We start from the raw sequence: 25,915 nt of genomic DNA on the forward strand, positions 1-25,915 counted from the left end.
ACCGTCAGTTGGCAAGCAGCGTTCGCTAAACGCGAACGCTCAAATAATCGAACAACAATCGACTGACCGGTGACAGTTGGGTTTCATCGCGCACCACCAGGATCAGGCTGCGATCCGACCAATCGTCCGTCAGTGGTACGGCATGCAAACCCAGTGCGCGACCAAATAATTCATAGGCTTTCTGCGGCAGGATGCCGATGCCCATATTGGCCTGCACCATCCGGCACATCGCATCAAACCCCGGCACGTGAATGCGCAGGCGCAGCAGCTTGCCCGCCTCGCGTGCAGCCGCGTGGGTGCGCATATTGATGGAGCTGGCGGCGTGCAGGCCGACATAGTCGCTGTCGAGGGTTTCGGCGAAGGCCAGGCTTTCGCGGCTCGCCAGTGGATGATCCTTCGGCATCAGCACCACCAGTTTGTCGTGGCGATAGGTCACGCTGGGCAGGCCTTTGGTGTCGGTGTCACTGGAGCAGATCCCCAGGTCCGCGACGCCATCCAGTACGCCCTGCACCACGCCTTTGCTGGGGCGTTCTTCCAGATCGGTTTTGACTGCGGGGTGCAGTTCGGAAAAGTCCCGCAGGTCTTCCGGCAGGAACTCAATGATCGCCGACAGATTGGCCAACATCCGCACATAGCCGCGCACGCCATGGCTGTGTTCGCCCAGTTCCAGGCCCATCTTCTCGACGTTGAACAGCATCTGCCGCGCATGGTGCAGCAGGGTTTCACCGGCGGCCGTCAGGTCCATGCCCTTGGCCCGCCGCACGAACAGGCTCACGCCCAGCACCTGCTCCAGTTCCATCAAGCGCTTGCTGGCGGCGGACACGGCGATGGCTTCGCGGTTGGCGGCACGGGTCAGCGTGCCTTCCTCGAACACCGCGACGAACAACTGCAGCGTGATCAGGTCCAGCCGACGCACCAGACTCTTGTGCAGCATCAGCAACGCTCGCTGGCCAGCCGGTTGATCCCGGCCTGTTCCACCACCGGCTGCGGCGCGCCGTGGCTGGCCGCCTGCAACATGGCCCGGCCCACCGTCTCGGTACTCACTACCCAACCCGGTTTCAGCCGCCGTACAAACGACAGCAACGGCCCAAGCACGGAATAAAACCACTGATACAACGGCGTCTTCGAGCGCACGCCATGCAGCGGCTGGATCACCCCCGGCCGAAACACATACACCGCCTTGAACGGCAGGCGCAGCAAAGCGTTCTCGGTCTTGCCCTTGACCCGTGCCCACATCGACTTGCCCGCCTCGGAACTGTCGGTACCGGCGCCGGACACATAGATAAAGGTCATCTGCGGGTTGAGCCGCGCCAGGGTGCTGGCGGCGACCAGGGTGAGGTCGTAGGTGAGGTGGGTGTACCTGGCTTCATTCATGCCCGCCGATGAAACGCCGAGGCAGAAGAAACACGCATCAAAGCCTTGCAGCAGGTTTTCCAGGGGTTGGAAATCCAGCATGTCGCTGTGCAACACCTGGTGCAGCTTGCCGTGTTCCTGGGTCAGGGGCGTGCGACCGACGGCGACCACTTCCTGCACGTCGGCGGCCAGCAGGCACTCCCGCAGCACGCCCTGGCCGACCATGCCGGTGGCACCGAATAACAGAACTCTCATCCACTACTCCCTTCATCCCGCTGGTTTTGACTACCTGAGAGACAGGTCTTCGGAGGCTATCGTCACATTAGGCCCTTGCACTACCACCTTACTCAATATGGTGACAGGTGACTTCATCAAATCGTACGACGCCTCTGGGTATAGCTCGAAACACCACGATAAAAAACGCCTTGATCTCGTTACCCATTCAGTGCAGATGAATACACGCCAATGAAAATTGTAGGAAGTTACACACATCAAAATATCCGCCGACTGTCACCTCAAAAAGAAAGTCCTGACTTAACCTTCAAAAAAATTCCCATTAGTGTTATTTCTCTCCATCGCCAAGGACAGAAAAATGGAAAGCTCCAGGTCAACCAACAAATTCTCAAACTATAAAAAAATCATTCAAACCTCCAACCAAGACTGGGAATCGGCCAAAGAAGGACTAACCTGTGAACTTAATGCAATCATCAAAAGCAACAACTGCTTTGTCGACCAATACGGCCGTGAACTTCAAAATTTCTGTACCACCTCCTACCTCGGACTTGATTACAACCAGCAAATACTGGATGGCGCTATCGAAGGGATACTCAAAGCCAAGACCCTGCGAGTAGCGAACTCAAAAAATAGATGCAAGCTGGACATGCTCGAACAATATGAAACAGCGCTTTCAACGCTTTTCGACTCAATCTGTCTGAGCACCTTATCTTGCAGCGCGGCCAGCGCTGGATTACTGCCCTTACTTGCCAGCGGAGCGTTTACCAAAAACGTCCCCCCTACGATGATATTCGACAGACATTCTCACTATTCAATGAACTATATGAAGGCCTCCTGCGCGGATGAAACAGAAGTAATAACAGCGCCGCATAATGACATAGACTTCATTGATGAATCATGTAAGAAACACAAGAAAGTCGCCTACGTAGCCGATGGCATCTACAGCATGGGTGGAAAGGCGGATATTGACGGTTTGATCTACCTTAAATCCCGCTATGGTCTATTTTTATATCTGGACGACTCGCATGCTCTGTCGGCTTTTGGGGATAAAGGAAAAGGCTTCATCCGCCCTAATTTTCAAACGCTAGACGATCAAACCTTAATCATTGCAAGATATGACCCATGAAACAATACGTTTATTTTGCTCAAGGTTCCTGAGTCTGATAGAAGAAAATAAACGTGCTCGCTGAATTACACACGTTTCAAAAATGAAGAGTTTCAAACGGCACGATTCATATAACCCGACTTCCGACGATTTGTTCAGAACTCACGCTGGCGGTTTCCTCGTCTTGAAAAATACCACCACCCTTGTCATAGCCTGCAGTGCCGCCTTCCTCGCCCAAGTCGGCATCAGCAGCTACCTGCCCGCCGTCCCCACGATTGCAAATGCACTCCCCGCCGCCGAAGACCACGTCGCGCTGGCGCTGGCGATCTACTTGGTCGGCATGGCATTGCCGATGTTGCTGTGGGGCAGCCTGGGCGAACGCTTTGGGCGTAAGCCGGTGCTGTTGGCGGCGCTCTGCGTGTATGCGCTAGCGAGTGCGGCGATTCCCTCGGCGTTCAGCGTTGAAGTCTTCTTGGCGTTGCGGCTGGTTCAAGGGTTGGGGGCAGGCGGTGTTTCGGTGATGGCGCGGGTGTTGGTGCGTGACAGCTTCAGCGGTGCATTGCTGGCAAAAGCGTTGACATGGCTGGGCATGACTTTCGTGATTGCTTTGGGCATCGGTCAATTCGTTGGGTCGTTGTTGCAGGTGGTCTTCGGCTGGGAGGCGATCTTCTACGGATTGGCGATTGGCGCAGTCGGTTTGATGCTGGTGTTGAACCGGGTGATATTCCCTGCACGGGTAAAGGTCGATACATCGGCATCTGCCTGGCGTATCTACGCCATGATCATGCAGCATCCGCCGTTTCTGCACGCGGCGTTGGTCGGTGGCCTGGGTTATGGGGTGATCATCGCCTTCAACACCTGTGCACCGTTGATTCTGCAAGGGCGTTTCGAGTGGAGCGCGGCGCAATATGGCTGGCTGGGTTGGCCAATCAGCGTGGCGTATCTGGCGGGGGCATTAATGGTCAATCGCTTCGTCGCTCGCACGGGGCGGCTGAAAATGATGGGTTGGGGCATGACCCTGGTTCTAACGGGAACGGCTGTGATGTTGCTGAGCAGTGTGTTTGCTGGCGGAATCGCTGTCTTGCTGTGGCTGCCTTACTGCGTGGCGGTGCTGGGGCAAGCGATGAGTTACCCGATCAGTTTGTCCCTGGCCAACGATGCCTCACCGGTGAGCGGCTCCTACGCCATGGCGTTGAGCGGCTTCATGCATCAGTTGATGGCCGCGTTGATCGGCGGCGTGGCGAGCCTGCTGGTGAGTCAACAGGCCTGGCCGTTGGCGGTTTTATGTGTGGTGTTGGCGGGCGCCGCATCGATATGCGTCGCCCGTTGTCGGATGGATTAAAACGCGCTGCGAAAGATCTCCTCGATCTGCCGCTGGTCCGCGCGGCGTGGGTTGGTGAGGCCGCATGCATCCTTCAACGCGTTGGTCGCCAGCAGTGGAATGTCCTGCAGTTTGGCGCCGAGTTCGCGCAACCCCGCCGGGATTTCGACGTCGTGGGCCAGGCTGCGAATCGCGGCGATGGCGGCCTGGGCGCCCTCTTCATCGGTGATGCCCTTGATGTCCGCACCCAACGCTCGGCCTACGTCGCTCAGGCGTTTGGCGCTGACGCTGGCGTTGAAGCTTTGTACGTGGGGCAACAACACCGCGTTGCACACGCCGTGGGGCAGGTCGTAGAAACCGCCCAGTTGGTGGGCCATGGCGTGTACGAAACCCAGGGATGCATTGTTGAACGCCATGCCGGCGAGGAACTGCGCGTAGGCCATGTTTTCCCGTGCGGCCTTGTCAGTGCCGTCGCGAACGGCCAGGCGCAGGTTGGCGCTGATCAGTTCGATGGCCTTGATCGCACAGGCGTCGGTGATCGGTGTGGCGGCGGTGGACACGTAGGCTTCGATGGCGTGGGTCAACGCGTCCATGCCGGTGGCGGCGGTGAGGCCCTTGGGCATGCCGACCATCAGCGCCGGGTCGTTGACCGACAGCAGCGGCGTGACGTTGCGGTCGACAATGGCCATTTTCACGTGGCGGCTTTCGTCGGTGATGATGCAGAAGCGGGTCATCTCGCTGGCGGTGCCGGCGGTGGTGTTGATGGCCACCAGCGGCAGTTGCGGTTTGCTCGATTGGTCAACGCCTTCGTAGTCGCCGATATGCCCGCCGTTGGTGGCGCACAGCGCAATACCCTTGGCGCAGTCGTGGGGCGAGCCGCCGCCCAGGGACACCACGAAATCGCAGGCGCTCTGCTGCAACAGCGCCAGGCCTTTCTCGACGTTGTCCACATTGGGGTTGGGCTTGGCGCCGTCGTAGATCACCGAATCGATGTCCTGCATCGCCAGTTTCTCGGCGATCATGCTGGCCACGCCGACCTTGGCCAGACCGGCATCGGTGACGATCAACGCCTTGCGAAAACCATAGTTGCGGATGGCGATCATGGCTTCGTCGAGGCAGTCGGTGCCCATGATGTTGACGGCGGGGATGAAGAAGGTGCTGCTCATGGTCAATCCTCAGAGGCTTTATGCCTACAGAATCAACCGATCACGCGGTCTGCATCTTGATCAGGATCAACGCTCGCTCGTGATAAAGTCACCGTCCAGCCGATTTCGAGTAGACCCGCCCCGATGAAGGATTTCCAGGATATAGACGCCCACCTTGAAGACTGGAGCGCACTGCGCGCGAGCCTCGACTTCAGCGGGATTCTGATCGGCAACGGCGCCAGCCGCACGATTTGGGAAGACTTTGCCTACGACTCGCTGTTCGAAAATGCTCGCACCGTCGAAGAAAAACCCCTCGGCCAATCCGAACTCAGCGTGTTCGATGCCCTGCAAACCCGCAGCTTCGAGCAGGCCCTGGGCGCGTTGAAGACCACCAGCCGGGTCAACAAGGCCCTGGCCGTCAGTTCGGCGGCACCGCGCAACCGCTATTACGCGATCAAGGAAGCGTTGATCAATACCATCCACGCCGTGCATATCCCCTGGCGCCTGGTGCAACCGTCGACGCTGGCGACCCTCAACACGGAGTTGCAGCACTACGCGACGGTGTTCACCAGCAACTACGACTTGCTCAACTACTGGGCGACCCTGCACGCGCCGGGCATCGACGATCTGTTCCGCAGCGCCGACGCCAGCTTCGACCTGCGCAACACCCGTACCGACGCCACGCGTATTTTGTACCTGCACGGCGGCCTGCACCTGGTGCGCAACCTCGACGGCACCGCGCGCAAACTGCCGACCACCGACAGCACCTTGCTCAGCAGTTTTGCGATCAACAACACCATCAAGACCCTGGACGATGTGCCGCTGTTCGTCAGCGAGGGCAAGGTGCAAGAGAAGCTCAAGACCATCCGCAGCTCGGATTACCTGTCGTTCTGTTATGAGCAACTGCTGAACCACCAGGGCGCGCTGTGCATCTTTGGCCACGAGCTGGGGGAGCAGGATCAGCACTTGGTGGATGCGATTCGCCAGGCCGATGTGACAACCCTGGCAATCTCGGTGTCGGGGCGCAGCGATGGGTTTATTCGTCAGCAGAAGCGGCGGTATTCGCAATTGTTCGACGGGGCTGGAGTGGCGCTGAAGTTCTTTGCGGCGCGTACCCATCCATTGGGTAATCCGGCGCTGTCAGTTCCTGTCGAACGCTGATCACTCTTCGCCGCTGTGCACCACCACCAATAGCTGCGCCTGCACCGGCCCCACCGAACGCAACCGATGGGGCTTCTGCGCATTGAAGTGCAATGCATCGCCCCGCTCCAGGATCACCCGTTCACTCATGAAGTCCACCTCCACCTGGCCTTCATGCACGAACAGAAACTCTTCGCCCAGATGCTCCTTGAAGGTCTTGTCGGTGAACTCCGCCGGCGGATAGATGATGAACGGCAGCAGGCTGCGTTCACTGACCTGATGGGCCAGCACCGCATAACCGGGCGAGGTGTCGGGCCGCTCATGGCTGCGCACCAGGCTGTAGCTGTCCAGGCTGACGCTGTCTTCGCTGAACAGTTCCTCGACCTTCACGTTCAATGCCTTGGCCAGTTTCAGCGCGGCGGCAATCGATGGCGTGTTGAGCCCGCGCTCGACCTTGGACAGGTAACTCTTGGTCATCCCGGACTTTTCGGCCAGGGCTTCCAGGGTGACGCCAAGTTTTTTTCTCAATAATTTCAAACGGATAGACATGCGCGGCGGTTAATCCATGCAGTAAGCGATGAGCTGTGCTTGCCAATGACACAAAGTGTCATATAGCATCTTTAGTGTCATTTGCCTTCACCCAACGACCTTGCGAGCAGCGGGAGACAGCAAATCCGACGTCCATTGAACCCTCCAAAGGACACCGACATGGCCAAGACATTAGCACTCCCGAAAGACCAACTGGTCAAGCAAGCGCTGACCCAGATGCAAAACACCCTGGCGGATAATACGTGGACCGACCGGCAAAAGCTGGCGCTCACGTGTCGCATCCTGTTCGAGAACGGCCACGACTCCGGCCTGGCCGGGCAGATCACCGCGCGCGGGCCGGAACAGGGCACCTATTACACCCAGCAACTGGGCCTGGGGTTTGACGAGATCACCGCCAGCAACCTGTTGCTGGTGAACGAGGATCTTGAGGTGCTGGAAGGCCACGGCATTCCCAACCCGGCCAACCGTTTTCACAGCTGGGTGTACCGTGGGCGGCCGGATGTGAACTGCATCATCCACACGCACCCCACGCACATCGCCGCGCTGTCGATGCTGGAAGTCCCGTTGCAGGTGTCCCATATGGATCTCTGCCCGCTGTACGAAGACTGCGCGTTCCTGGAGACCTGGCCGGGTGTGCCGGTGGGCAACGAAGAAGGTGAAATCATCACCACGGCTTTGGGTGACAAACGCGCGATCCTGCTCTCGCACCACGGCCAGTTGTCCACCGGGGCGAGCATCGAGGAAGCCTGTGTGATCGCGCATTTGATCGAGCGCGCGGCCAAGTTGCAGTTGCTGGCGATGGCGGCCGGCACCATCAAGCCGATCCTGCCGGCGCTGGGTCGCGAGGCCCATGCCTGGATTTCCCGGCCCAAGCGCCATGGCGCCGCGTTCAACTACTACGCACGGCAGAACCTGCGCCAACACGCCGATTGCCTGAACTGATCTGCCCTTTTTCGACCGGAGACGTTCCATGTCCAGCCCAACCATCCACGGCATCATCGGCTACACCATCACCCCGTTCAGCGCCGACGGCCAACGCATCGACCTCGACGCCCTGGGCCGTTCCATCGACCGCCTGATCGCCAGCGGCGTACACGCCATCGCGCCGTTGGGCAGCACCGGCGAAGGCGCCTACTTGAGTGATGCCGAGTGGGATGAAGTCAGCGCCTACAGCCTGGCCAAGATTGCCCGGCTCGTACCGACCATCGTCAGCGTGTCCGACCTGACCACCGCCAAGGCCGTGCGCCGCGCGCGCTACGCCGAGGCCAATGGCGCCGATGCGGTGATGGTGCTGCCGGCGTCTTACTGGAAGCTCAGCGAAGCGGAAATCCTCGCCCACTACGCCGCGATCGGCGACAGCATCGGCGTGCCGATCATGCTCTACAACAACCCGGCCACCAGTGGCACGGACATGTCGGTGGACTTGATCCTGCGCATCATCAAGCAAGTGGCCAACGTGACCATGGTCAAGGAGAGCACCGGGGATATCCAGCGCATGCACCAGTTGCATCGCCACAGCGACGTGCCGTTCTACAACGGCTGCAACCCGCTGGCGCTGGAGGCCTTCGTGGCGGGCGCCAAGGGTTGGTGTACGGCGGCGCCGAACCTGATCCCACAGCTGAACCTGGACTTGTACGACGCGGTATTGAGCAATGATCTGAACCAGGCCCAGGCGCTGTTTTACCGCCAGTTGCCATTGCTGGAGTTCATCCTCAAGGGCGGGTTACCGGCGACAATCAAGGCAGGGCTGCGGTTGACCGGGCTGGAAGCGGGTGATCCACGGTTGCCGGTGTTCCCATTGGCTGAAACAGCACGCAATCAATTGAAGGCGCTGCTGGACGTCGCCTGAAAAAACGCCCCGGTTCTTGCGAGCCGGGGCATTTTGGTTTTCGCGACACTTTCAAGTCTTGTCTTTGATCGTGGTCGTCGGGCCATTGGCCTTTACGCTTGCAATGCCATTGTCCCGTGCCGCTGTCGAGGAATACTGCTCGCTGGTACCAATCACTTGGTGATTGGCAGCCTTGAGGTTAAAAAACGGCTGGCCATTGCTGGCCACTTTTTTCTCATAGCGCTCGTCATGCGGGCTGTTGGTCTGCACGGAAGCAATACCGTTTTCGGCTGCGTTGCGGGTGACGTAAAGCTCGCTGGTCAAAATGGTTTCTGCGTTCGCCGCCTTCAACTCGAAACGGAACTGCCCGTTGCCGCTTTTGCTCAACTCATACCATCCAGCCATGACTCTCTCCTTATCAAGTGGGATTTTGTTCACCTGCTTGTAGGATTAAAGGTCATACCCGGCTGATTACCAGCCATGAACTCAGTGAACTGTCATTTATCCAAATGACAAATGACAATAGTTCTCGATATCATTCACGACTTTTCCACGTCGTGCTTCGTCAAGAAGGATATCCATGTCTCGTCCCAAGCCCGACCCGTTGTCGGCCGATGCCTTTCGCGGGTTTTATACAGACATCCTGTATTTCCTGCGCAAACGCACGGGCAACGCCAGCGACGCGGCGGACATGACCCAGGATGTCTTCACACAGTGGCTGGACTACCGCGACCGGGCCAAGGTCGAGCAGCCACGGGCGTTTCTGTTCCAGATGGCGCGCAACCTGCTGCGTGATCACTGGCGCAAACAGAAGGTACGGCACACCGTCCACTCTGATCAGGCCGAAATGGATGCGGAGCCTGTCACCGACGAGCAAAACGACCCCATGGCCGCCGCGCAACGCTTGCAACGCCTGGAACAGTTGAAAGAAGTCCTCGCCGAACTCTCGCCCCGCAGGCGAGAAGCCCTTATGCTGCACCGCTTCGAAGGCCTGAGCCAGGCGCAGATCGCCGAGCGCATGGGCATTTCGACCAGCATGGTGGAAAAGCACATCGCTTTTGCCCTGCTGCATTGCAAGCGACGCCTTAAACACGAACCGGGCACGGAGCAGCCAGAATGAACCGCCTGAGCGACACTGACGTGCAGGACATCGAAGACAGCGACGCCATCGATGCCCAAGCCGCCAGCTGGTTTGCGCGCAACCGCAATGGCGTGGGGCGTGCCGAGCGAAAAGCCTTTGCCGCCTGGCAGGCCGAGCCCGCCCATGCCCGCGCCTATGCCGAATTCGAGCAACTATGGGCAGACCTGGCCCAATTGCAGCAACTGAACAAACCCATGGCGCTGCCCAAGCGCAAACCGTCGGTGTGGCGCCCTGCCCTGGCCGTGGCAGCCGCGTTGCTGTGCGCGGTGTTGGCTACCTCTATCGGCGCACCCCGCGAGCTGTATCACACCCAGGTCGCGGCCCATGCCAAAGGCATGCGCACCCTCAACCTGCCCGATGGCAGCACCTTGTATGTGAATGCCAACACCCGCGTACGCGTGGATTTCACCGCGCACCAGCGCATCCTGCACCTGGACAAGGGCCAGCTGTACATCGAAGTGGCCGCCGACAAGGAACGGCCGCTGTTCGTGCAAGCCGGCGAGGCCAATGTGCGCGTGGTCGGTACCGGCTTCGATGTGCGCCGCAGCCAGCAGCAACTGGTGGTCAGCGTCGCCCATGGCCAGGTCGCCTTCGAGCCGGACGCGAAAAGCCCCATCACCCTGCTGGGCGCCCGGCAACGTGCGATCTTCAGCTACGCCAAGGGCACATTGCAGCAGCAGACCCTCGCCCCCGAAGAGGTCGCCGACTGGCGCAGTGGTCACCTGGCGTTTCGCAACCGCGAGCTGGCCAGCCTGGTCGATGAGTTGAGCCTGTATCGCCCCCAGGCGCCACTGCAGGTCAGTAACACCGTGGCGCATCTGAAAGTCTCGGGCAATCTGGATGTGAATGATCCCGACGCCCTGCTCAACGCCCTGCCCGCCTTGCTGCCGGTGAAAACGGTGATGTCGACCGACGGCATCGTGAGGATCGAACCGAGCAAATAACCCCACTGAATTCTTATTTGAGAATATTTTGCATTCGCAGGTGTGGATTTTTTCAGCTGCACCGTCTTCCTCCGGTCTGAGTTCGATACGCACACCTTTTCGGCCAGTTGGCCATACCGGGGGATTTCATGTTTCGCGCGCCTTGCCACGCTTCGCACCTGTTTCTTCGACCGACCCTCATCGCCAGCTGCCTGGTATTGAGCCTCAGTGCCCAGGCCGAGGCATTCACGCTGCCAGCCCAGGCGCTGGCCACATCCCTGAGCCAGGTGGCGCAACAGGCTCAGATCCAGTTGCTGTTCGACGAAGAGCTGCTCAAGAACGTGCAGGCGCCCGCGCTCAACGGCGACTTTACGCCGGAAGTGGCGATTCGCACCCTGCTGAAAAACGGCGAGTTCACCCTGATCAAGGTTGGCAGCACTTATGTCGTGCGCCCCGATGAGGGCAAGACCACCAACAGCGGCGCAATCCAACTGGACGCCTTGAGCGTGATAGGCACTGGTACCGAGGTCGACTCCAGCACCGTCGGCCGCTCGACCCTGAGCCAGGAAGACATCGACCGCTACCAGTCCAACAACATCCCCAGCCTGCTGCAGACCCTGCCCGGCGTGAGCCAGGGCGGTTCGCTGAAGCCTGGCGGCCAGACCATCAACATCCGTGGTTTTGGCGATGCCGAAGACGTGCCGCTGACCGTCGATGGCGCCACCAAGAGCGGCTTTGAGCGCTATCAACAAGGCACCGTATTCATCGAGCCCGAGCTGATCAAAAGCATTGAGGTGGAGAAAGGCCCCAACTCGCCATTCACTGGCAACGGCGGTTTCGGCGGCACGGTCAACATGACCACCAAGGACGCCCCCGACCTGCTCAAGGACGGCCGCAACAGCGGTGCGATGCTCAAATACGGTTACTCCAGCAACGACCACGAGCAGGTCTACAGCAGCGCCGTGTATGGTCGCACCGACGACGGACGCTTTGATGCCCTGGCTTACCTGACCCAACGCGACGGCGACGACATGAAGGTGGCCGCCAAATTACCCAACGAGAACAACCAATACCCGATCAACCCCCAGCGCCTGCCGAACTCCGCCCAGAACGTCGACGGCAAGCTGTTCAAGGTCAACGCCCACTTCACCGAAGAGCACGCCGTTGGCTTGTCCTACTCGCGTTCACACAGCGACCGTTGGACACCGTTTTCTGCCGCCAGCTATCCCACGCCGCCCACCCAGGCGAATATTGACCGCTATGGCTACGAAGCGGCACTCAAGCGTTTTCTGGCCCACCGCGACACTGTCGACACCACCTGGTCCGGCAAATATGAATACACCCCGCTGGACAACCCGCTGGTGGACCTGACCGTCAAGTACTCCCAGTCCAACACCGACCAGACCGACGAACGCGACGCCACGGCGTTTTTCCAACTGGCCACTGGCGGGCGCAAGATGGACACCGCCTACACCGACAAGAACCTCGACATACGCAACGTCAGCCTGTTTGATACAGGTCCCTTGCAGCATGCCGTCACGGTCGGCGGCCAAATCCGCAAGCACATCCGCGAAACCGAGATGTGGATGCCGGGTACCACGTACAACACCCCACGCTATAACTATGGGCATTTCCAGCCAGGCTTCATGCCCCATGGCAAGGTCGATACCAACAGTTTCTTCGTACAGGATGCCGTCACGCTGGGCGACGTCACCATCACGCCATCGATGCGCTACGACCATGTCCGCAACCGTGGCGAAGCCAACGATGCGCCGTACTACAGCAATCCCGACCCGTCCTTCGGCCACGATTACAGCGACCGCACCTACACCGGCTGGTCGCCGCGCGTGGCGGTGTTCTGGACCGTCAACCCGAACCTGGGGCTATTCGCCAACTGGAGCAAGACCTGGCGTGCGCCGGTGATCGACGAGCAGTACGAAGTTCAAGGCCTGGGCAACCGCACCGCCACCAGCGTCGACCTCGACCCGGAACGCATCACCTCGATCAGCGTGGGCAGCGTCAGCAGCTTCGACAACCTGATCGCTCATGACGACAACCTGCAGCTGCGCACCACCTTCTTCCACAACAAAGTCGAAGACGAGATTTTCAAGTCCACGGGTGTCGGCTGCCAGAACCAGGCCATCAATGGCGGGACCATCTCCACCGCCTGCCCGCCGGGGGCCATGTCCAACTACCGCAACATCGGCGGGCTGACCATCAAGGGCTTCGAGCTCGAATCGTTCTACAACTCCACCTACCTGTTCGGCTCGGTATCGTTCGCTTATGCCAAGGGTGACCACGAAGGTGCGTACACCAACCCGTGGGGCCCGGACGTGGCCGCGCGCGATATTCCGCCGACCAAATGGGTGCTGGTGGTGGGCACCAATATTCCGGCGTGGGATGCCCAGGTCGGCTGGACGGGCCAGTTCATCGGGGCAACCACACGTTTGCCCAGTGATAAATACTCCGGCGGCCCTGGCAGTAGCGTGGGGGATCTGTTCTACGACCAGTACGGCAACAAGCGCTACAACACCCAGGGCCTGTTCGCCAAATGGAAACCCCAACAGGCTTATCTGAAAGGCACCGAGGTGAACTTCACCGTGGACAACCTGTTCAACAACAACTTCCGCCCGGCACTGAGCGGCGACCGCGCCTACACCAAGGGCCGTGATGCCAAGGTCAGCATCACCCGCTTCTTCTGAAAAACTGTACGGATAAATCCGCACTCAGCTGTAGGCCCGCAACCGGCGGGGGATGTGGCTAGATGGGCTTCCCTTGAAGCCCTCTCGTTTTGGTTGCCCCATGAGTTCGCGCGAAAATACCGGCATGGCCCTCGGCCTGCTGGGCGTCATCATCTTCAGCCTGACCCTGCCCTTCACCCGCATCGTGGTGCAGGAAATCCACCCGTTGCTCAACGGCCTGGGCCGAGCGCTGTTTGCGGCGATCCCGGCGGCGGCGCTGTTGTTGTGGCGCCGCGAACGCTGGCCGACCTGGCGCCAGGTGCGCGGGCTGTGCCTGGTGATCGCGGGGGTGATCCTCGGTTTCCCGGTGCTGTCGGCCTGGGCCATGCAGACCTTGCCGGCGTCCCACGGCGCATTGGTCAACGGCCTGCAACCGCTGTGCGTGGCGCTGTATGCGGCGTGGCTGTCCCATGAGCGGCCATCGAAAGCCTTCTGGGCCTGCGCAGCGCTGGGCAGTGGATTGGTGTTGAGTTACGCGCTGATTACCGGCGCCGGTAGCATCCAGGCCGGTGATTTGCTGATGCTCGGTGCGATTGCGGTGGGCGGCCTGGGGTATGCCGAAGGCGGTCGATTAGCCAAGGAAATGGGCGGCTGGCAGGTGATCTGCTGGGCGCTGGTGCTGTCGACGCCGGTGCTGATCGGCCCGGTGTGGTACCTGGCGGCGCAGCATCAAGGCGCGATTTCGATGCGCGCGTGGTGGGCGTTTGGCTATGTGTCGCTGTTCTCGCAGTTCCTGGGGTTCTTTGCCTGGTACGCCGGGTTGGCCATGGGCGGGATAGCGCGGGTCAGCCAGATCCAGCTGTTGCAGATCTTCTTCACCATCGCGTTTTCGGCGCTGTTTTTTGGTGAACACATCGAGCCGATAACCTGGCTGTTTGCGTGTGGGGTGATCGTGACGGTGATGCTGGGGCGCAAGACGGCGGTGCGACCTGCGCCCGTAGCATTGGCCGATCAGGCCAGGTAACCCTCCGCGCGCAGCAGGGTTTCCAGGCAGTGTTCGGTGATGTGGTAGAACGCCTTGAGTTGCTGGATCTTCTCCAGCAACTGCGCGTTGTCCAGCGGCTCTGAGCGCTTTACGGCCAGGATCATCTTGTTCTTGTTGGTGTGCTCCAACGAGATGAACTCGAACACCTTGGTCTCATAACCGCAGGCTTCGAGGAACAACGCCCGCAAACTGTCGGTGACCATTTCGGCCTGCTGGCCCAGGTGCAGGCCGTATTGCAGCATCGGCTTGAGCAGCACCGGGCTCTGGATCTGCAGGCGGATCTGCTTGTGGCAGCACGGCGAGCACATGATGATCGACGCGCCGGAACGGATGCCGGTGTGGATCGCGTAGTCGGTGGCAATGTCGCAGGCATGCAGGGCGATCATCACCTCCAGTTCGCTGGGGGCCACGCTACGCACGTCGCCACACTTGAACACCAGCCCAGGGTGCTCAAGGCGGGCGGCGGCGGTGTTGCACAGGGCCACCATGTCTTCGCGCAATTCAACGCCGGTCACTTCGCCCTCGGCCTTGAGGGTGTTGCGCAGGTAGTCGTGGATGGCGAACGTCAGGTAGCCCTTGCCCGAGCCGAAGTCGGCAACGCGCACCGGCTGGTCCAGCTTCAGCGGTGACGAGGTCAGCGCATGGCTGAACACTTCGATGAACTTGTTGATCTGCTTCCATTTGCGCGACATCGACGGGATCAGCGCCTGCCGGGCATCAGTCACCCCCAGGTCGGCGAGGAACGGCCGGCTCAGGTCAAGGAAGCGGTTTTTCTCGCGGTTATGCTCAGCCGATGGCGCTTCGCGCAGTTGCTGCGGCTTGCTTCTGAACAGCGAGCTTTTGTTCTTCTTGCTGTATTCCAGCTGGGCTTCGTCGGTCAGCGACAGCAGGTGCGCGTTCTTGAACCGGGCCGGCAGCAACTCGGCAATCGCTGCCACCCCCTCGGCCACCGGGAAGTTCTTGGTGATATCGCGGGTCTTGTAGCGGTAGACGAAGGACAGGCACGGCTGCTCCTTGACCGTTACCGGCTTGATGATCAGCCGTTGCAACTCGGCTTCATCGCCGACGTACTTGGCCAGCACCAGCTTGATAAAGGCATTCTGCGCGAGGCTTTCGCTCAGCAGTTCGATGAACTGGGCATGATGATCCGGTTGAGCAGTGACAGACATGAACAAAAACACCTCGGGCAGGGAATGCCGGGCATTTTAGGGGGGATAGTGATTCAGGGCACGGGGTTATTTGATCAGTGGTCATTGGATGGAACACCACAGAACCCAATGTGGGAGGGGGCTTGCCCCCGATAGCAGTAGATCAGCCAATGAATCGGGTGACTGACACACCGCTATCGGGGGCAAGTCGAACCGTCGCACCGCCCCTCCCACATTTTTTTGCCCAACACTGAGTTTTATTCGAGTACGACCAGGCGATTGGGCAGTTCATTGCGGGTTTGCGTCACCGGCACATGCACCTTCAACAACTCGCCACAGGCCTCGATGCACGCCACAAACCCCGCCAACGTCTGCCCCTGCTTCACCTGCTGGGTAAACGCCTTGACGATCCCATCCCAGTTGCTGTCATCCAGGCGACTGGAAATGCCGTCATCCACCAGGATCTCCACGTACCGCTCGGCCTCGCTGACAAAAATCAGCACACCGGTGCTGCCCAGGGTGTGATGCAGGTTCTGCTCGAGGAACTGGCGTCGCGCCAGGTTGGAGGCGCGCCAGTGGCGCACCGAACGCGGGATCAACCGTGTCGTCACCTTGGGCAGGCGGAACACCAGGCACAGCACGATGAAGGTCGCCCATTGCGCCAGCAGCAAGGTGTACATGGTCAGGTAGCCCGACAGGTAATGCACCACTCCCGGCACCACCAACGCGATCAGGCTGGCCCACAGCAGCGGGATGTAGGCGTAGTCATCGGCGCGGGCGGCCAGCACGGTCACCAGCTCCGCGTCGGTGGTCTTTTCCACGCGGGCGATCGCCTCAGCGACTTGGCGCTGCTCGTGTTCAGTCAGTAATGCCATGGTTGTGCTTGCTCTCTCATTATTATCATCACCAGCCGCCTGAAGCCCCGCCACCGCCAAAGCCGCCACCGCCGCCGCGGAAACCACCGCCGCCGCCCCCGCCACCACCGCCGCGTCCGCTGCTGCTAAGAATCGCCAGCAGGATCGCGCCCACCGGCAGGCCCAGGCGATTGCACAGCCACAACACGCCGATCAGCAGGATAAACAGGCCGATGGAAAACCCGGGATTATCCTTGGCAAAGTTGGCGTCCGCCACATGGGCCGGCACGGCCAGCGGTTCGCCGCTCACCACCTGCACCATCGCCGCCACACCGTCGCTGATGCCCTGGCTGAAGTTGCCGGCCTTGAACTTGGGTGCAATCACCTGGTTGATGATCACCCACGACTGCGCATCGGTGAGCACACCTTCCAGGCCGTAGCCGACTTCGATGCGCAATTTGCGCTCATCGCGGGCGACGATCAACAGCGCGCCGTTGTCCTTGCCCTTTTGGCCGATGCCCCACTGGCGGCCCAGTTGATAACCGAAGTCCTCAATCGGCACGCCCTGCAGGTCGGGCACGGTGACCACCACGATCTGGTCGCCGGACGTCTGCTCCAGCGCCTGCAATTGCTGGGTCAGTTGCGCACGCGTGGCCGGGTCGATCATCTGGGCGTTGTCCACCACCCGCCCGGTCAGCGCCGGGAAAGTCAGCGCAGCCTGGGCCACGCCCACGCAGGCCAGAAGCCACAGCGCCAGGCCTATCCGTAATAAACGCATCGACACCTCAGCGCAGCCTTATTTGAACTTCACTTGCGGCGCTTTATCGGCATCGGCACTGGTGGCTTCAAACGTGGCGCGGACCGGCAAGTCGCTGTACATCACGCTGTGCCACAGGCGGCCAGGGAAGGTGCGGATCTCGGTGTTGTAGGCCTGCACCGCCTGGATGAAATCGCGACGGGCCACGGCGATACGGTTTTCGGTGCCTTCAAGCTGGGATTGCAAGGCCAGGAAGTTCTGGTTGGCCTTCAGGTCCGGGTAGCGCTCGGAGACCACCATCAAACGACTGAGCGCGCCGCTCAAGCCGTCCTGGGCCTGCTGGAACTGCTTGAGTTTTTCCGGGTTGTCGAGGGTGCTGGCATCCACCTGGATCGAGGTGGCCTTGGCCCGCGCTTCGATCACGGCGGTGAGGGTGTCCTGCTCATGGGCGGCATAGCCCTTGACCACTTCCACCAGGTTGGGGATCAGGTCGGCGCGGCGTTGGTACTGGTTCTGCACCTGGCCCCAGGCGGCCTTGGCCTGTTCGTCCAGGGTCGGGATGTTGTTGATGCCGCAACCGCTGAGCACCGTACCGATCAATAGCAAAACCGCGGCTTTCAAGCCCCAGCGGTAACCTTGTGCTGCTTGCATGGTGTTTCTCCTGGCGAACCTTGATGGAATTGGGCACCGGTAAGGCATAATCCGCTGCCACGACTGGATTGCATCGAATCAATCAGCTAAAAAGATGCCCACCGCTAATAAGAGTTCCGAAGTGTGCGGCATTTGTCGGTATAACACTCGAACAACAACATTACGTTCCCCACATTTTGGCAGAACAGCGCATTTTCGCTGTGCAGTGAGCCGAAAAAGGATATTCATGAAGAAGCTGTGTTTGCTCGGCCTTGTTGCCACGCTGGCCACCCACCCCGCCTGGGCAGAAACAAAGCCTGCTGCGCTCAAGGACAAGGACGCCTTCGTCAGCGACCTGCTCAAGCAGATGACCCTCGATGAGAAGATAGGCCAATTGCGCCTGATCAGCATCGGCCCCGAAATGCCCCGCGAGCTGATCCGCAAGGAAATCGCCGCCGGCCGCATCGGTGGCACGTTCAACTCCATCACCCGCCCGGAAAACCGTCCGATGCAGGACGCGGCCATGCGCAGCCGCTTGAAGATCCCGATGTTCTTCGCCTACGACGTGATCCACGGCCATCGCACCATCTTCCCGATCAGCCTGGCCCTGGCCTCCAGCTGGGACATGGACGCCATCGGCCGCTCCGGGCGCATCGCCGCCCAGGAAGCCGCCGCCGACAGCCTCGACATCACCTTCGCGCCGATGGTCGACATCTCCCGCGACCCGCGCTGGGGGCGTACCTCCGAAGGCTTCGGTGAAGACACCTATCTCGTTTCGCGCATTGCCGAAGTGATGGTCAAGGCCTTCCAGGGCGTCAGCCCCGCGAACGCCGACAGCATCATGGCCAGCGTCAAGCACTTCGCCCTGTATGGCGCAGTGGAAGGCGGCCGCGACTACAACGTGGTCGACATGAGCCCGGTCAAGATGTACCAGGACTACCTGCCGCCGTACCACGCGGCGATCAAGGCCGGTTCCGGCGGCGTAATGGTGGCGCTGAACTCGATCAACGGCGTGCCCGCCACCGCCAATACCTGGCTGATGAACGACCTGCTGCGCAAGGACTGGGGCTTCAAGGGCCTGGCCGTGAGCGACCATGGCGCGATCTTCGAGTTGATCAAGCATGGCGTGGCCAAGGATGGGCGTGAAGCCGCCAAGCTGGCGATCAAGGCCGGCATCGACATGAGCATGAACGACACGCTGTACGGCAAGGAACTGCCCGGCCTGCTCAAGTCCGGCGAGATCGAACAAAGTGACATCGACAACGCCGTGCGCGAAGTGCTCGGCGCCAAGTACGACATGGGCCTGTTCAAGGACCCGTACCTGCGCATCGGCAAGGCCGAGGATGACCCGGCCGACACCTACGCCGAAAGCCGCCTGCACCGCAGCGAGGCCCGCGATATCGCGCGCCGTAGCCTGGTGTTGCTGAAAAACCGGGACAACACCCTGCCGCTGAAAAAATCCGCGACCATCGCCCTGGTCGGTCCGTTGGCCAAGGCGCCGATCGACATGATGGGCAGCTGGGCCGCCGCCGGCAAACCCGAGCAATCGGTGACCCTGCTCGACGGCATGAACGCGGTGATCGGCGAAAAAGGCAAGATCATCTATGCCCGTGGCGCCAACATCACCAACGACAAGGCGGTGGTCGACTACCTGAACTTCCTCAACTTCGATGCGCCGGAAGTGGTCGATGACACCCGACCTGCCCAAGTGATGATTGACGAAGCGGTCAAGACTGCCAAGGATGCCGATGTGGTGGTGGCCGCCGTGGGCGAGTCCCGTGGCATGTCCCACGAATCCTCCAGCCGCACCGACCTGAACATCCCGCAAAGCCAGCGCGACCTGATCAAAGCCCTCAAAGCCACCGGCAAGCCGCTGGTATTGGTGCTGATGAACGGTCGCCCGCTGTCGATTCTGGAAGAGAACCAACAGGCCGACGCCATCCTGGAAACCTGGTTCGCCGGCACCGAAGGCGGCAACGCCATCGCCGACGTGCTGTTCGGCGACTACAACCCGTCGGGCAAGCTGCCGATCACCTTCCCGCGTTCGGTGGGGCAGATCCCGACCTACTACAACCACCTGACCATCGGCCGACCATTCACCCCAGGCAAACCGGGCAACTACACTTCGCAGTACTTCGATGACACCACCGGGCCGCTGTTCCCGTTTGGATATGGCTTGAGCTACACCACATTCGGCCTGTCGGACATGGCGCTGTCGTCCACCACCCTGAACAAGACCGGCAAGCTCGACGCCAGCGTGACGGTGAAGAACACCGGCAAGGTCGATGGCGAAACCGTGGTGCAGCTGTATATCCAGGACGTGGCCGGTTCGATGATCCGCCCGATCAAGGAGCTGAAGAACTTCCAGAAGGTCATGCTCAAGGCTGGCGAAGAGCGCACCTTGCACTTCACCATCACCGAGGAAGACTTGAAGTTCTACAACACCCAGCTCAAGTACGCGGCGGAGCCAGGCGAGTTCAATGTGCAGATCGGGTTGGATTCCCAGGACGTACAACAGCAAACCTTCGAACTGCTGTAAACATGTGGGAGGGGGCTTGCCCCCGATAGCGGTGGTTCAGTCAATATTTTCAGTGACTGACACCCTGCAATCGGGGGCGAGCCCCCTCCCACATTTGCCTCCCAGTGAACTGGCTAGCCACGTCTATCCAGCAGGTTCACCACCAACCGATCAATCCACCCCCACACCCGCTGCTTCACCCGCCGCCACAACGGCCGCGACTTCCACGCCTCCAGGCTCACCGCCTGGCTCTGGGCAAAATCCCGCTCGAAACTGCCCGCCACCGCCCGCGTCAACTCAGGGTCCAACGCCTCCAGGTTGGCATCCAGGTTGAAGCGCAGGTTCCAGTGATCGAAGTTGCACGAGCCCACACTGACCCAGTCATCCACCAGCACCATCTTCAGGTGCAGGAAACACGGCTGATACTCAAAAATCTGCACGCCCGAACGCAGTAAACGTGGGTAATAACGATGCCCGGCATAGCGCACGGACGGGTGATCGGTACGCGGGCCGGTGAGCAGCAAACGCACTTCCACACCCCGCCCCGCCGCCCGGCGCAGAGCACGACGCACGCCCCAGGTCGGCAGGAAGTACGGAGTCGCCAACCAGATACGTGTCTTACTGCTGTTCAAGGCACGGATCAACGATTGCAAAATGTCCCGGTGTTGGCGGGCATCGGCATAGGCCACACGACCCAGACCCGGTCCGGTGGCGGGCATCCTGGGTAACCGTGGCAAGCCGAAATGGGTGGCGGGTTTCCAGGCGCGGCGCGCGTTGTTGGCGTGCCATTGGCGGTCGAACAGGGCTTGCCAGTCGAGCACCAAGGGTCCGCTGATTTGCACCATCACTTCGTGCCAGTCGGCACTGTCGTTGCCCGGCGTCCAGAATTCATCGGTCACGCCGGTGCCGCCGACAAAGGCGATGTCCTGGTCGATCAACAGCAGTTTGCGATGGTCGCGGTACAGGTTGCGCATCCAGCGGCGCCAGCGCAGGCGATTGTAGAAGCGCAGTTCCACACCGGCATCGGTCAAGCGCCTGCGCAGCCCGAGGGTAAACGCCAGGCTGCCGTAATCATCGAACAGGCAGCGCACCTGCACACCGCGTTCGGCGGCCAGCACCAGCGCCTGCACCATGGCTTCGGCGCAGGCGCCGGCTTCCACCAGGTACAACTCCAGCTCGACTTGCCGCTCGGCGCGGGCGATACCCACCAGCATCTGCGGGAAAAAACTCGGCCCGTCGATCAACAACTCGAAACGGTTGGCGCTGCGCCACGGGAACACCGCGCCACTCACGTCAGCGCGCCGTAAAGATCAGCACCGCACCCACCGGCACCGACAGACTGATCGACTTGAGCCCCGCCGCCTTGCGCAGTGCGGCCACACCCGGCGCCAGGTCGAAGTCCTCGGCATGCACCACCAGCGGCTCCAGGGTGACCACCTGGAAACGCCGGTCATCCAGGCGCGTGGCCAGCAGCTCGGCGCTGTAGGTCTGGGTCTTGCCGTGCAGCGTCACCGATAACGGCAGGCGCAATTCAAGCTGCGCGCCGGGGGCCAGGTCGTTGATGGGTTGCAGGTTGATTTGCGCGTTGACCAGCGCCTCGGGGAACGTCTTGATCTCGAACAGCTGATTGCGCATGCGCTCGTCGCGCAGCGGGATGCCGCTGTTGACGGACTCCAGCTCCACCTCAAGCTGCGCCGCGCCCTTGCTGTCGACCTTGCCATGCAACACCAGGAAGCGATGCACTTCGGCGATTTCGGTGTTCTTGGTGGTGACGAACGACAGCCGCGAGGACTCGTTATCCAGGTACCAGTCGGCATGGGCAGGCACGGCAGCGGCGGCCAACAGGGCGAAAGCCAGGGGTTTGATCACAGAAGCGTTGAACATTGAAGACTCGTGGGGCGAAAAACCTGGACGAACCTTAACCGGATCGCGAGGGTTACGCCAATGCGCGCTGCACTTCGCGCACCGTCTCCTCCAGACTGGCCATGTGCAGGTTCAACACCCGCTCAACCGGCGCCTGATGCATCGGCCAATGCAGCGCCATGCTCCCAACCAAGCGACCATTGGCGCGCACTGGCAAGGCCACGGCACGAATCAGAAACGGCAGGCGCACCGGATACTCCCAATACCCCTCGGTGCGCTGGCCGAAGCCCTGATGCTGGGTTTGTTCGCAGGCCTGGTACTGCTCGTCCGCCGCCACCCGGTCACGGCCCGCCAAACGTTGAACCTCTTCGGCCGGCAATTGGGTCAGGCAGGCCTTGCCCATCGCTGAATGAAACAGGCTGGCGTGCTGGCCGACGATCTGGCAATTGTTCGGGTAGAGCTTGCGCAACACACTGGGAATCGCGCTTTCCATGACCTCCAGGCGCTCGCCATCAAAACAGGACAAATCCACCACCAACCCGGTGCGCTCACTGAGCTCCAGCAGCCAAGGCGCTGCGCTTTCCACCACCTGGCGCTTGAAGCGTTGCTGGGTGTCGCCGAACAAACGTTGGGCACGCAGGCGGTAACGACGATCGCTCAAGCCGCGATAGACCCAACCCTGCTCCTGCAACGTCAGCAACATGCGCGACACTGTGGCCTTGGGCAGACGTGTGAGGTAATGCAACTCCTCCAGCCCCAGGGCCTGGTGCTCGCCCAGCAACTCGACGATTGCCAGTGCGCGCTCGACCGAGCGTACGGTGCCTGTCTCCATGTTCGATCTCCCTGTTGCCGATGGATGATCATTGTTCACAGCAAGATACAGGCCCGGTCGTGGCTCAACCCGTCGATTCAAGGCACGTCGGCGGTCGACGCTGCACCCATTGCGTCAGCTGTTCATGAGCATAGGCCAATTGCAACACCGCCCGATCCGCCTGGGCCGGGCCGATGATCTGCATGCCCATGGGCAGGCCCTGGGGGTTGAAGCCCACCGGGATGCTCATGCTCGGCAGCCCCGCCAGGGTCGGGCCGATTACCACTTCCATCCAGCGGTGATAGGTGTCCATCTCACGCCCGCCAACGTGGCGCGGCCAGGGTTGTTGTGCCTCGAAAGGGAACACTTGGGCAGTCGGTAACAGCAGGAAATCGTAGTGCTCGAACAGTTTGGCGAGGGCGCGATACCACGCGCTGCGGTCCACCGACGCCTGGTACACCTGCTGGGCCGTCAGATTCAGGCCGCCCTCGACTTCCCATTGCGCTTCGGGCTTGAGCCGCGCACGTTTCTGAGGGTTGGCGTAGGCCGCGCCGAGGTTGCCGTGCACCAGCCAGTGGCGATGCACCAACCAGCTGCGCCACAGCCGCGCCATGGAAAAGTCCGGCTGACAGCTTTCCACCGTGCACCCCAACGCGATGAAATCATCGAGGGCTGATTCGCACAGGCTCAGCACACCGTCGTCCATCGGCAGGTAGCCGTTGTAATCCCCCAGCCAACCCAGGCGTGCGCCCTTGAAATCACGCTGCAAGGGCTGGCTGAACACCGTCGGATCGTCCTTGGACGACAATGGCACCCGAGGGTCATAACCCGCCTGGATACCCAGCAACCGCGCTACATCCGTCACGCTGCGGCCCATCGGGCCTTCGGTGCCCAACTGTTGCACGAACATTTCAGGCATAGGCCCGTGAGGTACGCAGCCTTGTGACGGACGCAAGCCAAACACATTGTTGAACGCCGCCGGGTTGCGCAGCGAGCCCATCATGTCGCTGCCATCGGCCACCGGCAGCATGCGCAGCGCCACGGCCACGGCCGCCCCGCCGCTGCTACCGCCGGCTACCAGGCTGGGGTCGTAGGCATTGACAGTGGTGCCGAACAGCGTGTTGTAGGTCTGCGAACCCAGGCCGAACTCCGGCACGTTGCTCTTGCCGATGATGATCGCGCCACTGGCACGCACCCGAGCCACGCTGATGGCGTCTTCAGTGGGCACGTGCTCGGCGAACAAGGGCGAACCCAGCGTCGTACGCAAGCCTTTGGTAGCCGCCAGATCCTTGATCGCCTGGGGCATGCCGTGCATCCAGCCACGTGACTGGCCCTGGTCCAACTCGCGATCACGTTCCCGCGCCTCGGCCAACACGTCATCGGCATCGCGCAGCGACACCAGCGCATTCACCCTCGGATTGAAGCGCTGAATCTGCGCCAGATAGGCCTGCACCACCTCTACGCACGACACTTGTCGCGCGTGGATTGCCCGCGACAGTTCGGTGGCATCCCAATCAACAATACTCAAGGCTTCACCTCTTTGGAAAACGGCAGTGGTCGCTTGGCCCGCAGTGCCTCATGCATGCAGTAAGTGCCCAGCAGCGTCAGCACGCAAGCGAACAAGACATAGAAGGATGGCGCGACGGGCGTGCCCAGCACTTTGGTCAGCCACGTGACGATCAACGGTGCGAAACCGCCGAACACCATGACCGCCACGTTATAGGCGACCGATACACCGGTCGAGCGAACTTCGATGGGAAACTGCTCGGCCAATGCCGTCGGTGCCGGCCCGAAAAAACCACCGATGGCTGTGCACAGCAGCACCTGCATCGCCAGCAGCCGCTCGATGGACGGTGCGGCGGCGACCCACACGTACAGCGGATAAACCATGACGAAGAATGCGAGGGTGAATGCCATCAACACCGGCCGCCGCCCCAGGCGATCCGAGAGCAGCCCGGACAGTGGAATCACCACGGTCATCAGCGCCACCGCAAACATCTGCACCATCAATACTTGGTCCAGTGGCAGACCAAGGCTTTTGTGGGCGAAGGTCGGCATGTTCACCAGCACCACATAGAACGACACCGTCGCACCACAGGCCAGGCCCATGGAGACGAGGATGCCGCGTCTGTACTCGCGCACCACCTGCACCAGGCTCGGCGCCGGGCCGCTCGCCTGTTTGCGTGCCTCGATGAACTCCTCTGGATCTTCCATGTGCCGACGAATCCACAGGCCCACCGGGCCAATCAGCAAACCGAACACGAACGGCAAGCGCCACCCCCACAGGTCGAGGGTTTGCGGCGAAAAGAAATGCGTGACCGCCGCCACCATCGCTGCGCCGCCGAACACGGCCAGGCATTGCCCCACCAATTGCCAGGAGCCATATAAGCCCTTGCGATGGGCCGGAGCGCTTTCCACCAGAAACGCCGTTGCGCTCGCGTATTCACCGCCGGTGGCAAACCCTTGAAGCATGCGTGCCACCACGATCAACAACGGCGCGCCCATGCCGATGGCGGCGTAATTGGGCGCGAACGCGATCAATGCGATGGACACGGTCATCAGCCGGATAATCAACTGCATCGCGGCCTTGCGGCCTTTGCGGTCGGAATAGATCCCCAGCAGGATGCCCCCCACCGGGCGCATGAAAAAGCCCACGCCAAAAGTGGCCAAGGCCATCAACAGCGACGCGTACTCGTCATCCGAAGGAAAAAACTGCCGGGCAATGATGCTCGCCAGAAAGCCGTAGACAATGAAGTCATACCATTCCAGCGCATTGCCGATTACGGCCGCCACCACTTGGCGGGTGCGGGACACACCTGGTTTTGCAGTCTGCATGAGGAACACTCCATTCAACCGATCGAGGGAAAGG

Annotated in this window: 24 protein-coding genes; 10 read left to right on the forward strand and 14 right to left on the reverse strand. The window is 60.8% G+C overall.

Features of this window, described 5'->3' with window-relative positions:
• Nucleotides 1-25 precede the first annotated feature (25 nt).
• Entirely contained in the window at nt 26-934 is a 909-nt protein-coding gene (locus BM026_RS05070; protein ID WP_092241342.1) for a LysR family transcriptional regulator, read from the reverse strand.
• Entirely contained in the window at nt 934-1,608 is a 675-nt protein-coding gene (locus BM026_RS05075) for an NAD(P)H-binding protein (protein ID WP_093527583.1), read from the reverse strand. The genes BM026_RS05070 and BM026_RS05075 overlap by 1 nt, the downstream gene beginning before the upstream one ends.
• A gap of 337 nt (nt 1,609-1,945) precedes the next feature.
• On the opposite strand from BM026_RS05075, the gene BM026_RS05080 reads away from it, so the two are divergent.
• Together BM026_RS05080 and BM026_RS05085 are read left to right on the forward strand one after the other, a co-directional pair.
• Nucleotides 1,946-2,713, forward strand: coding sequence for a PLP-dependent aminotransferase family protein (locus BM026_RS05080; RefSeq protein ID WP_093527585.1), 768 nt, complete (start codon nt 1,946-1,948; stop codon nt 2,711-2,713).
• A gap of 163 nt (nt 2,714-2,876) precedes the next feature.
• Nucleotides 2,877-4,034, forward strand: coding sequence for an MFS transporter (locus tag BM026_RS05085; protein ID WP_093527587.1), 1,158 nt, complete (start codon nt 2,877-2,879; stop codon nt 4,032-4,034).
• On the opposite strand, the gene yiaY is transcribed toward BM026_RS05085, so the two are convergent.
• The gene (gene yiaY / locus BM026_RS05090; RefSeq protein ID WP_093527589.1) at nt 4,031-5,179 is read right to left on the reverse strand and encodes an L-threonine dehydrogenase; all 1,149 of its coding nucleotides are present in this window, start codon (nt 5,177-5,179) and stop codon (nt 4,031-4,033) included. The two genes, BM026_RS05085 and yiaY, sit on opposite strands and share 4 nt — an antisense overlap.
• A 123-nt stretch (nt 5,180-5,302) precedes the next feature.
• On the opposite strand from yiaY, the gene BM026_RS05095 reads away from it, so the two are divergent.
• The gene (locus tag BM026_RS05095; RefSeq protein ID WP_093119206.1) at nt 5,303-6,319 is read left to right on the forward strand and encodes a DUF4917 family protein; all 1,017 of its coding nucleotides are present in this window, start codon (nt 5,303-5,305) and stop codon (nt 6,317-6,319) included.
• On the opposite strand, the gene BM026_RS05100 is transcribed toward BM026_RS05095, so the two are convergent.
• Nucleotides 6,320-6,847 carry a helix-turn-helix domain-containing protein gene (locus BM026_RS05100; protein WP_093119208.1) on the reverse strand — a complete coding sequence of 176 codons (528 nt, stop codon included), beginning with the start codon at nt 6,845-6,847 and terminating at the stop codon, nt 6,320-6,322.
• A gap of 159 nt (nt 6,848-7,006) precedes the next feature.
• On the opposite strand from BM026_RS05100, the gene BM026_RS05105 reads away from it, so the two are divergent.
• Together BM026_RS05105 and BM026_RS05110 are read left to right on the forward strand one after the other, a co-directional pair.
• Nucleotides 7,007-7,789: an aldolase gene (locus BM026_RS05105; protein WP_093527591.1), complete on the forward strand. Its 783-nt coding sequence runs from the start codon at nt 7,007-7,009 to the stop codon at nt 7,787-7,789.
• A 28-nt stretch (nt 7,790-7,817) separates the two neighbouring features.
• On the forward strand, nt 7,818-8,696 hold the full coding sequence (locus tag BM026_RS05110; RefSeq protein WP_093527593.1) for a dihydrodipicolinate synthase family protein: 879 nt from the start codon (nt 7,818-7,820) through the stop codon (nt 8,694-8,696).
• Between the two features lie 51 nt (nt 8,697-8,747).
• Here BM026_RS05110 and BM026_RS05115 read toward each other — a convergent pair whose 3' ends face one another.
• A complete protein-coding gene (locus tag BM026_RS05115) occupies nt 8,748-9,080 on the reverse strand; it encodes a YegP family protein (RefSeq protein ID WP_092241326.1) in 333 nt (110 codons plus the stop codon).
• A gap of 175 nt (nt 9,081-9,255) precedes the next feature.
• On the opposite strand from BM026_RS05115, the gene BM026_RS05120 reads away from it, so the two are divergent.
• From BM026_RS05120 to BM026_RS05135, 4 genes are all read left to right on the forward strand, one after another.
• Nucleotides 9,256-9,795: an RNA polymerase sigma factor gene (locus BM026_RS05120; RefSeq protein WP_093527595.1), complete on the forward strand. Its 540-nt coding sequence runs from the start codon at nt 9,256-9,258 to the stop codon at nt 9,793-9,795.
• On the forward strand, nt 9,792-10,760 hold the full coding sequence (locus BM026_RS05125) for a FecR family protein (RefSeq protein ID WP_093527597.1): 969 nt from the start codon (nt 9,792-9,794) through the stop codon (nt 10,758-10,760). The genes BM026_RS05120 and BM026_RS05125 overlap by 4 nt, the downstream gene beginning before the upstream one ends.
• Nucleotides 10,761-10,888: 128 nt before the next feature.
• Nucleotides 10,889-13,441: a TonB-dependent receptor gene (locus tag BM026_RS05130; protein WP_093527599.1), complete on the forward strand. Its 2,553-nt coding sequence runs from the start codon at nt 10,889-10,891 to the stop codon at nt 13,439-13,441.
• Between the two features lie 100 nt (nt 13,442-13,541).
• The gene (locus tag BM026_RS05135) at nt 13,542-14,444 is read left to right on the forward strand and encodes a DMT family transporter (RefSeq protein WP_071488895.1); all 903 of its coding nucleotides are present in this window, start codon (nt 13,542-13,544) and stop codon (nt 14,442-14,444) included.
• Here the strand turns inward: BM026_RS05135 and BM026_RS05140 are convergent.
• From BM026_RS05140 to BM026_RS05155, 4 genes are all read right to left on the reverse strand, one after another.
• A complete protein-coding gene (locus BM026_RS05140) occupies nt 14,432-15,634 on the reverse strand; it encodes a class I SAM-dependent methyltransferase (RefSeq protein ID WP_093527601.1) in 1,203 nt (400 codons plus the stop codon). The two genes, BM026_RS05135 and BM026_RS05140, sit on opposite strands and share 13 nt — an antisense overlap.
• A 236-nt stretch (nt 15,635-15,870) precedes the next feature.
• On the reverse strand, nt 15,871-16,488 hold the full coding sequence (locus tag BM026_RS05145) for a TPM domain-containing protein (protein ID WP_071488893.1): 618 nt from the start codon (nt 16,486-16,488) through the stop codon (nt 15,871-15,873).
• 28 nt (nt 16,489-16,516) lie between these two features.
• The gene (locus BM026_RS29490) at nt 16,517-17,245 is read right to left on the reverse strand and encodes a TPM domain-containing protein (RefSeq protein ID WP_092241318.1); all 729 of its coding nucleotides are present in this window, start codon (nt 17,243-17,245) and stop codon (nt 16,517-16,519) included.
• Between the two features lie 18 nt (nt 17,246-17,263).
• Nucleotides 17,264-17,875: a LemA family protein gene (locus BM026_RS05155; protein ID WP_058425190.1), complete on the reverse strand. Its 612-nt coding sequence runs from the start codon at nt 17,873-17,875 to the stop codon at nt 17,264-17,266.
• A gap of 226 nt (nt 17,876-18,101) precedes the next feature.
• Between BM026_RS05155 and bglX the strand changes: the two genes are divergently transcribed.
• Nucleotides 18,102-20,393: a beta-glucosidase BglX gene (bglX, locus tag BM026_RS05160; RefSeq protein ID WP_093527603.1), complete on the forward strand. Its 2,292-nt coding sequence runs from the start codon at nt 18,102-18,104 to the stop codon at nt 20,391-20,393.
• Nucleotides 20,394-20,506: 113 nt separating this feature from the next.
• On the opposite strand, the gene BM026_RS05165 is transcribed toward bglX, so the two are convergent.
• The 5 genes from BM026_RS05165 to BM026_RS05185 all read right to left on the reverse strand — a co-directional run bounded on the left by BM026_RS05165 (nt 20,507) and on the right by BM026_RS05185 (nt 25,881).
• Nucleotides 20,507-21,664, reverse strand: coding sequence for a phospholipase D-like domain-containing protein (locus BM026_RS05165; RefSeq protein ID WP_071488890.1), 1,158 nt, complete (start codon nt 21,662-21,664; stop codon nt 20,507-20,509).
• Between the two features lies 1 nt (nt 21,665).
• Nucleotides 21,666-22,256 carry a YceI family protein gene (locus BM026_RS05170; RefSeq protein WP_092241316.1) on the reverse strand — a complete coding sequence of 197 codons (591 nt, stop codon included), beginning with the start codon at nt 22,254-22,256 and terminating at the stop codon, nt 21,666-21,668.
• Between the two features lie 52 nt (nt 22,257-22,308).
• Nucleotides 22,309-23,067 (reverse strand): IclR family transcriptional regulator, encoded by a 759-nt coding sequence (locus BM026_RS05175; protein WP_092241314.1) that lies wholly within the window; start codon nt 23,065-23,067, stop codon nt 22,309-22,311.
• Nucleotides 23,068-23,131: 64 nt separating this feature from the next.
• Nucleotides 23,132-24,574, reverse strand: a complete 1,443-nt coding sequence (locus tag BM026_RS05180) for an amidase (protein WP_093527605.1) — start codon at nt 24,572-24,574, stop codon at nt 23,132-23,134.
• Nucleotides 24,571-25,881, reverse strand: coding sequence for a citrate-proton symporter (locus BM026_RS05185; RefSeq protein ID WP_093527607.1), 1,311 nt, complete (start codon nt 25,879-25,881; stop codon nt 24,571-24,573). Before BM026_RS05185 ends, BM026_RS05180 begins: the two co-directional genes overlap by 4 nt.
• Nucleotides 25,882-25,915: the final 34 nt, after the last annotated feature.

It is taken from the genome of Pseudomonas sp. NFPP24, from assembly GCF_900112095.1.
Classification (GTDB): Bacteria; Pseudomonadota; Gammaproteobacteria; order Pseudomonadales; family Pseudomonadaceae; genus Aquipseudomonas; species Aquipseudomonas extremorientalis.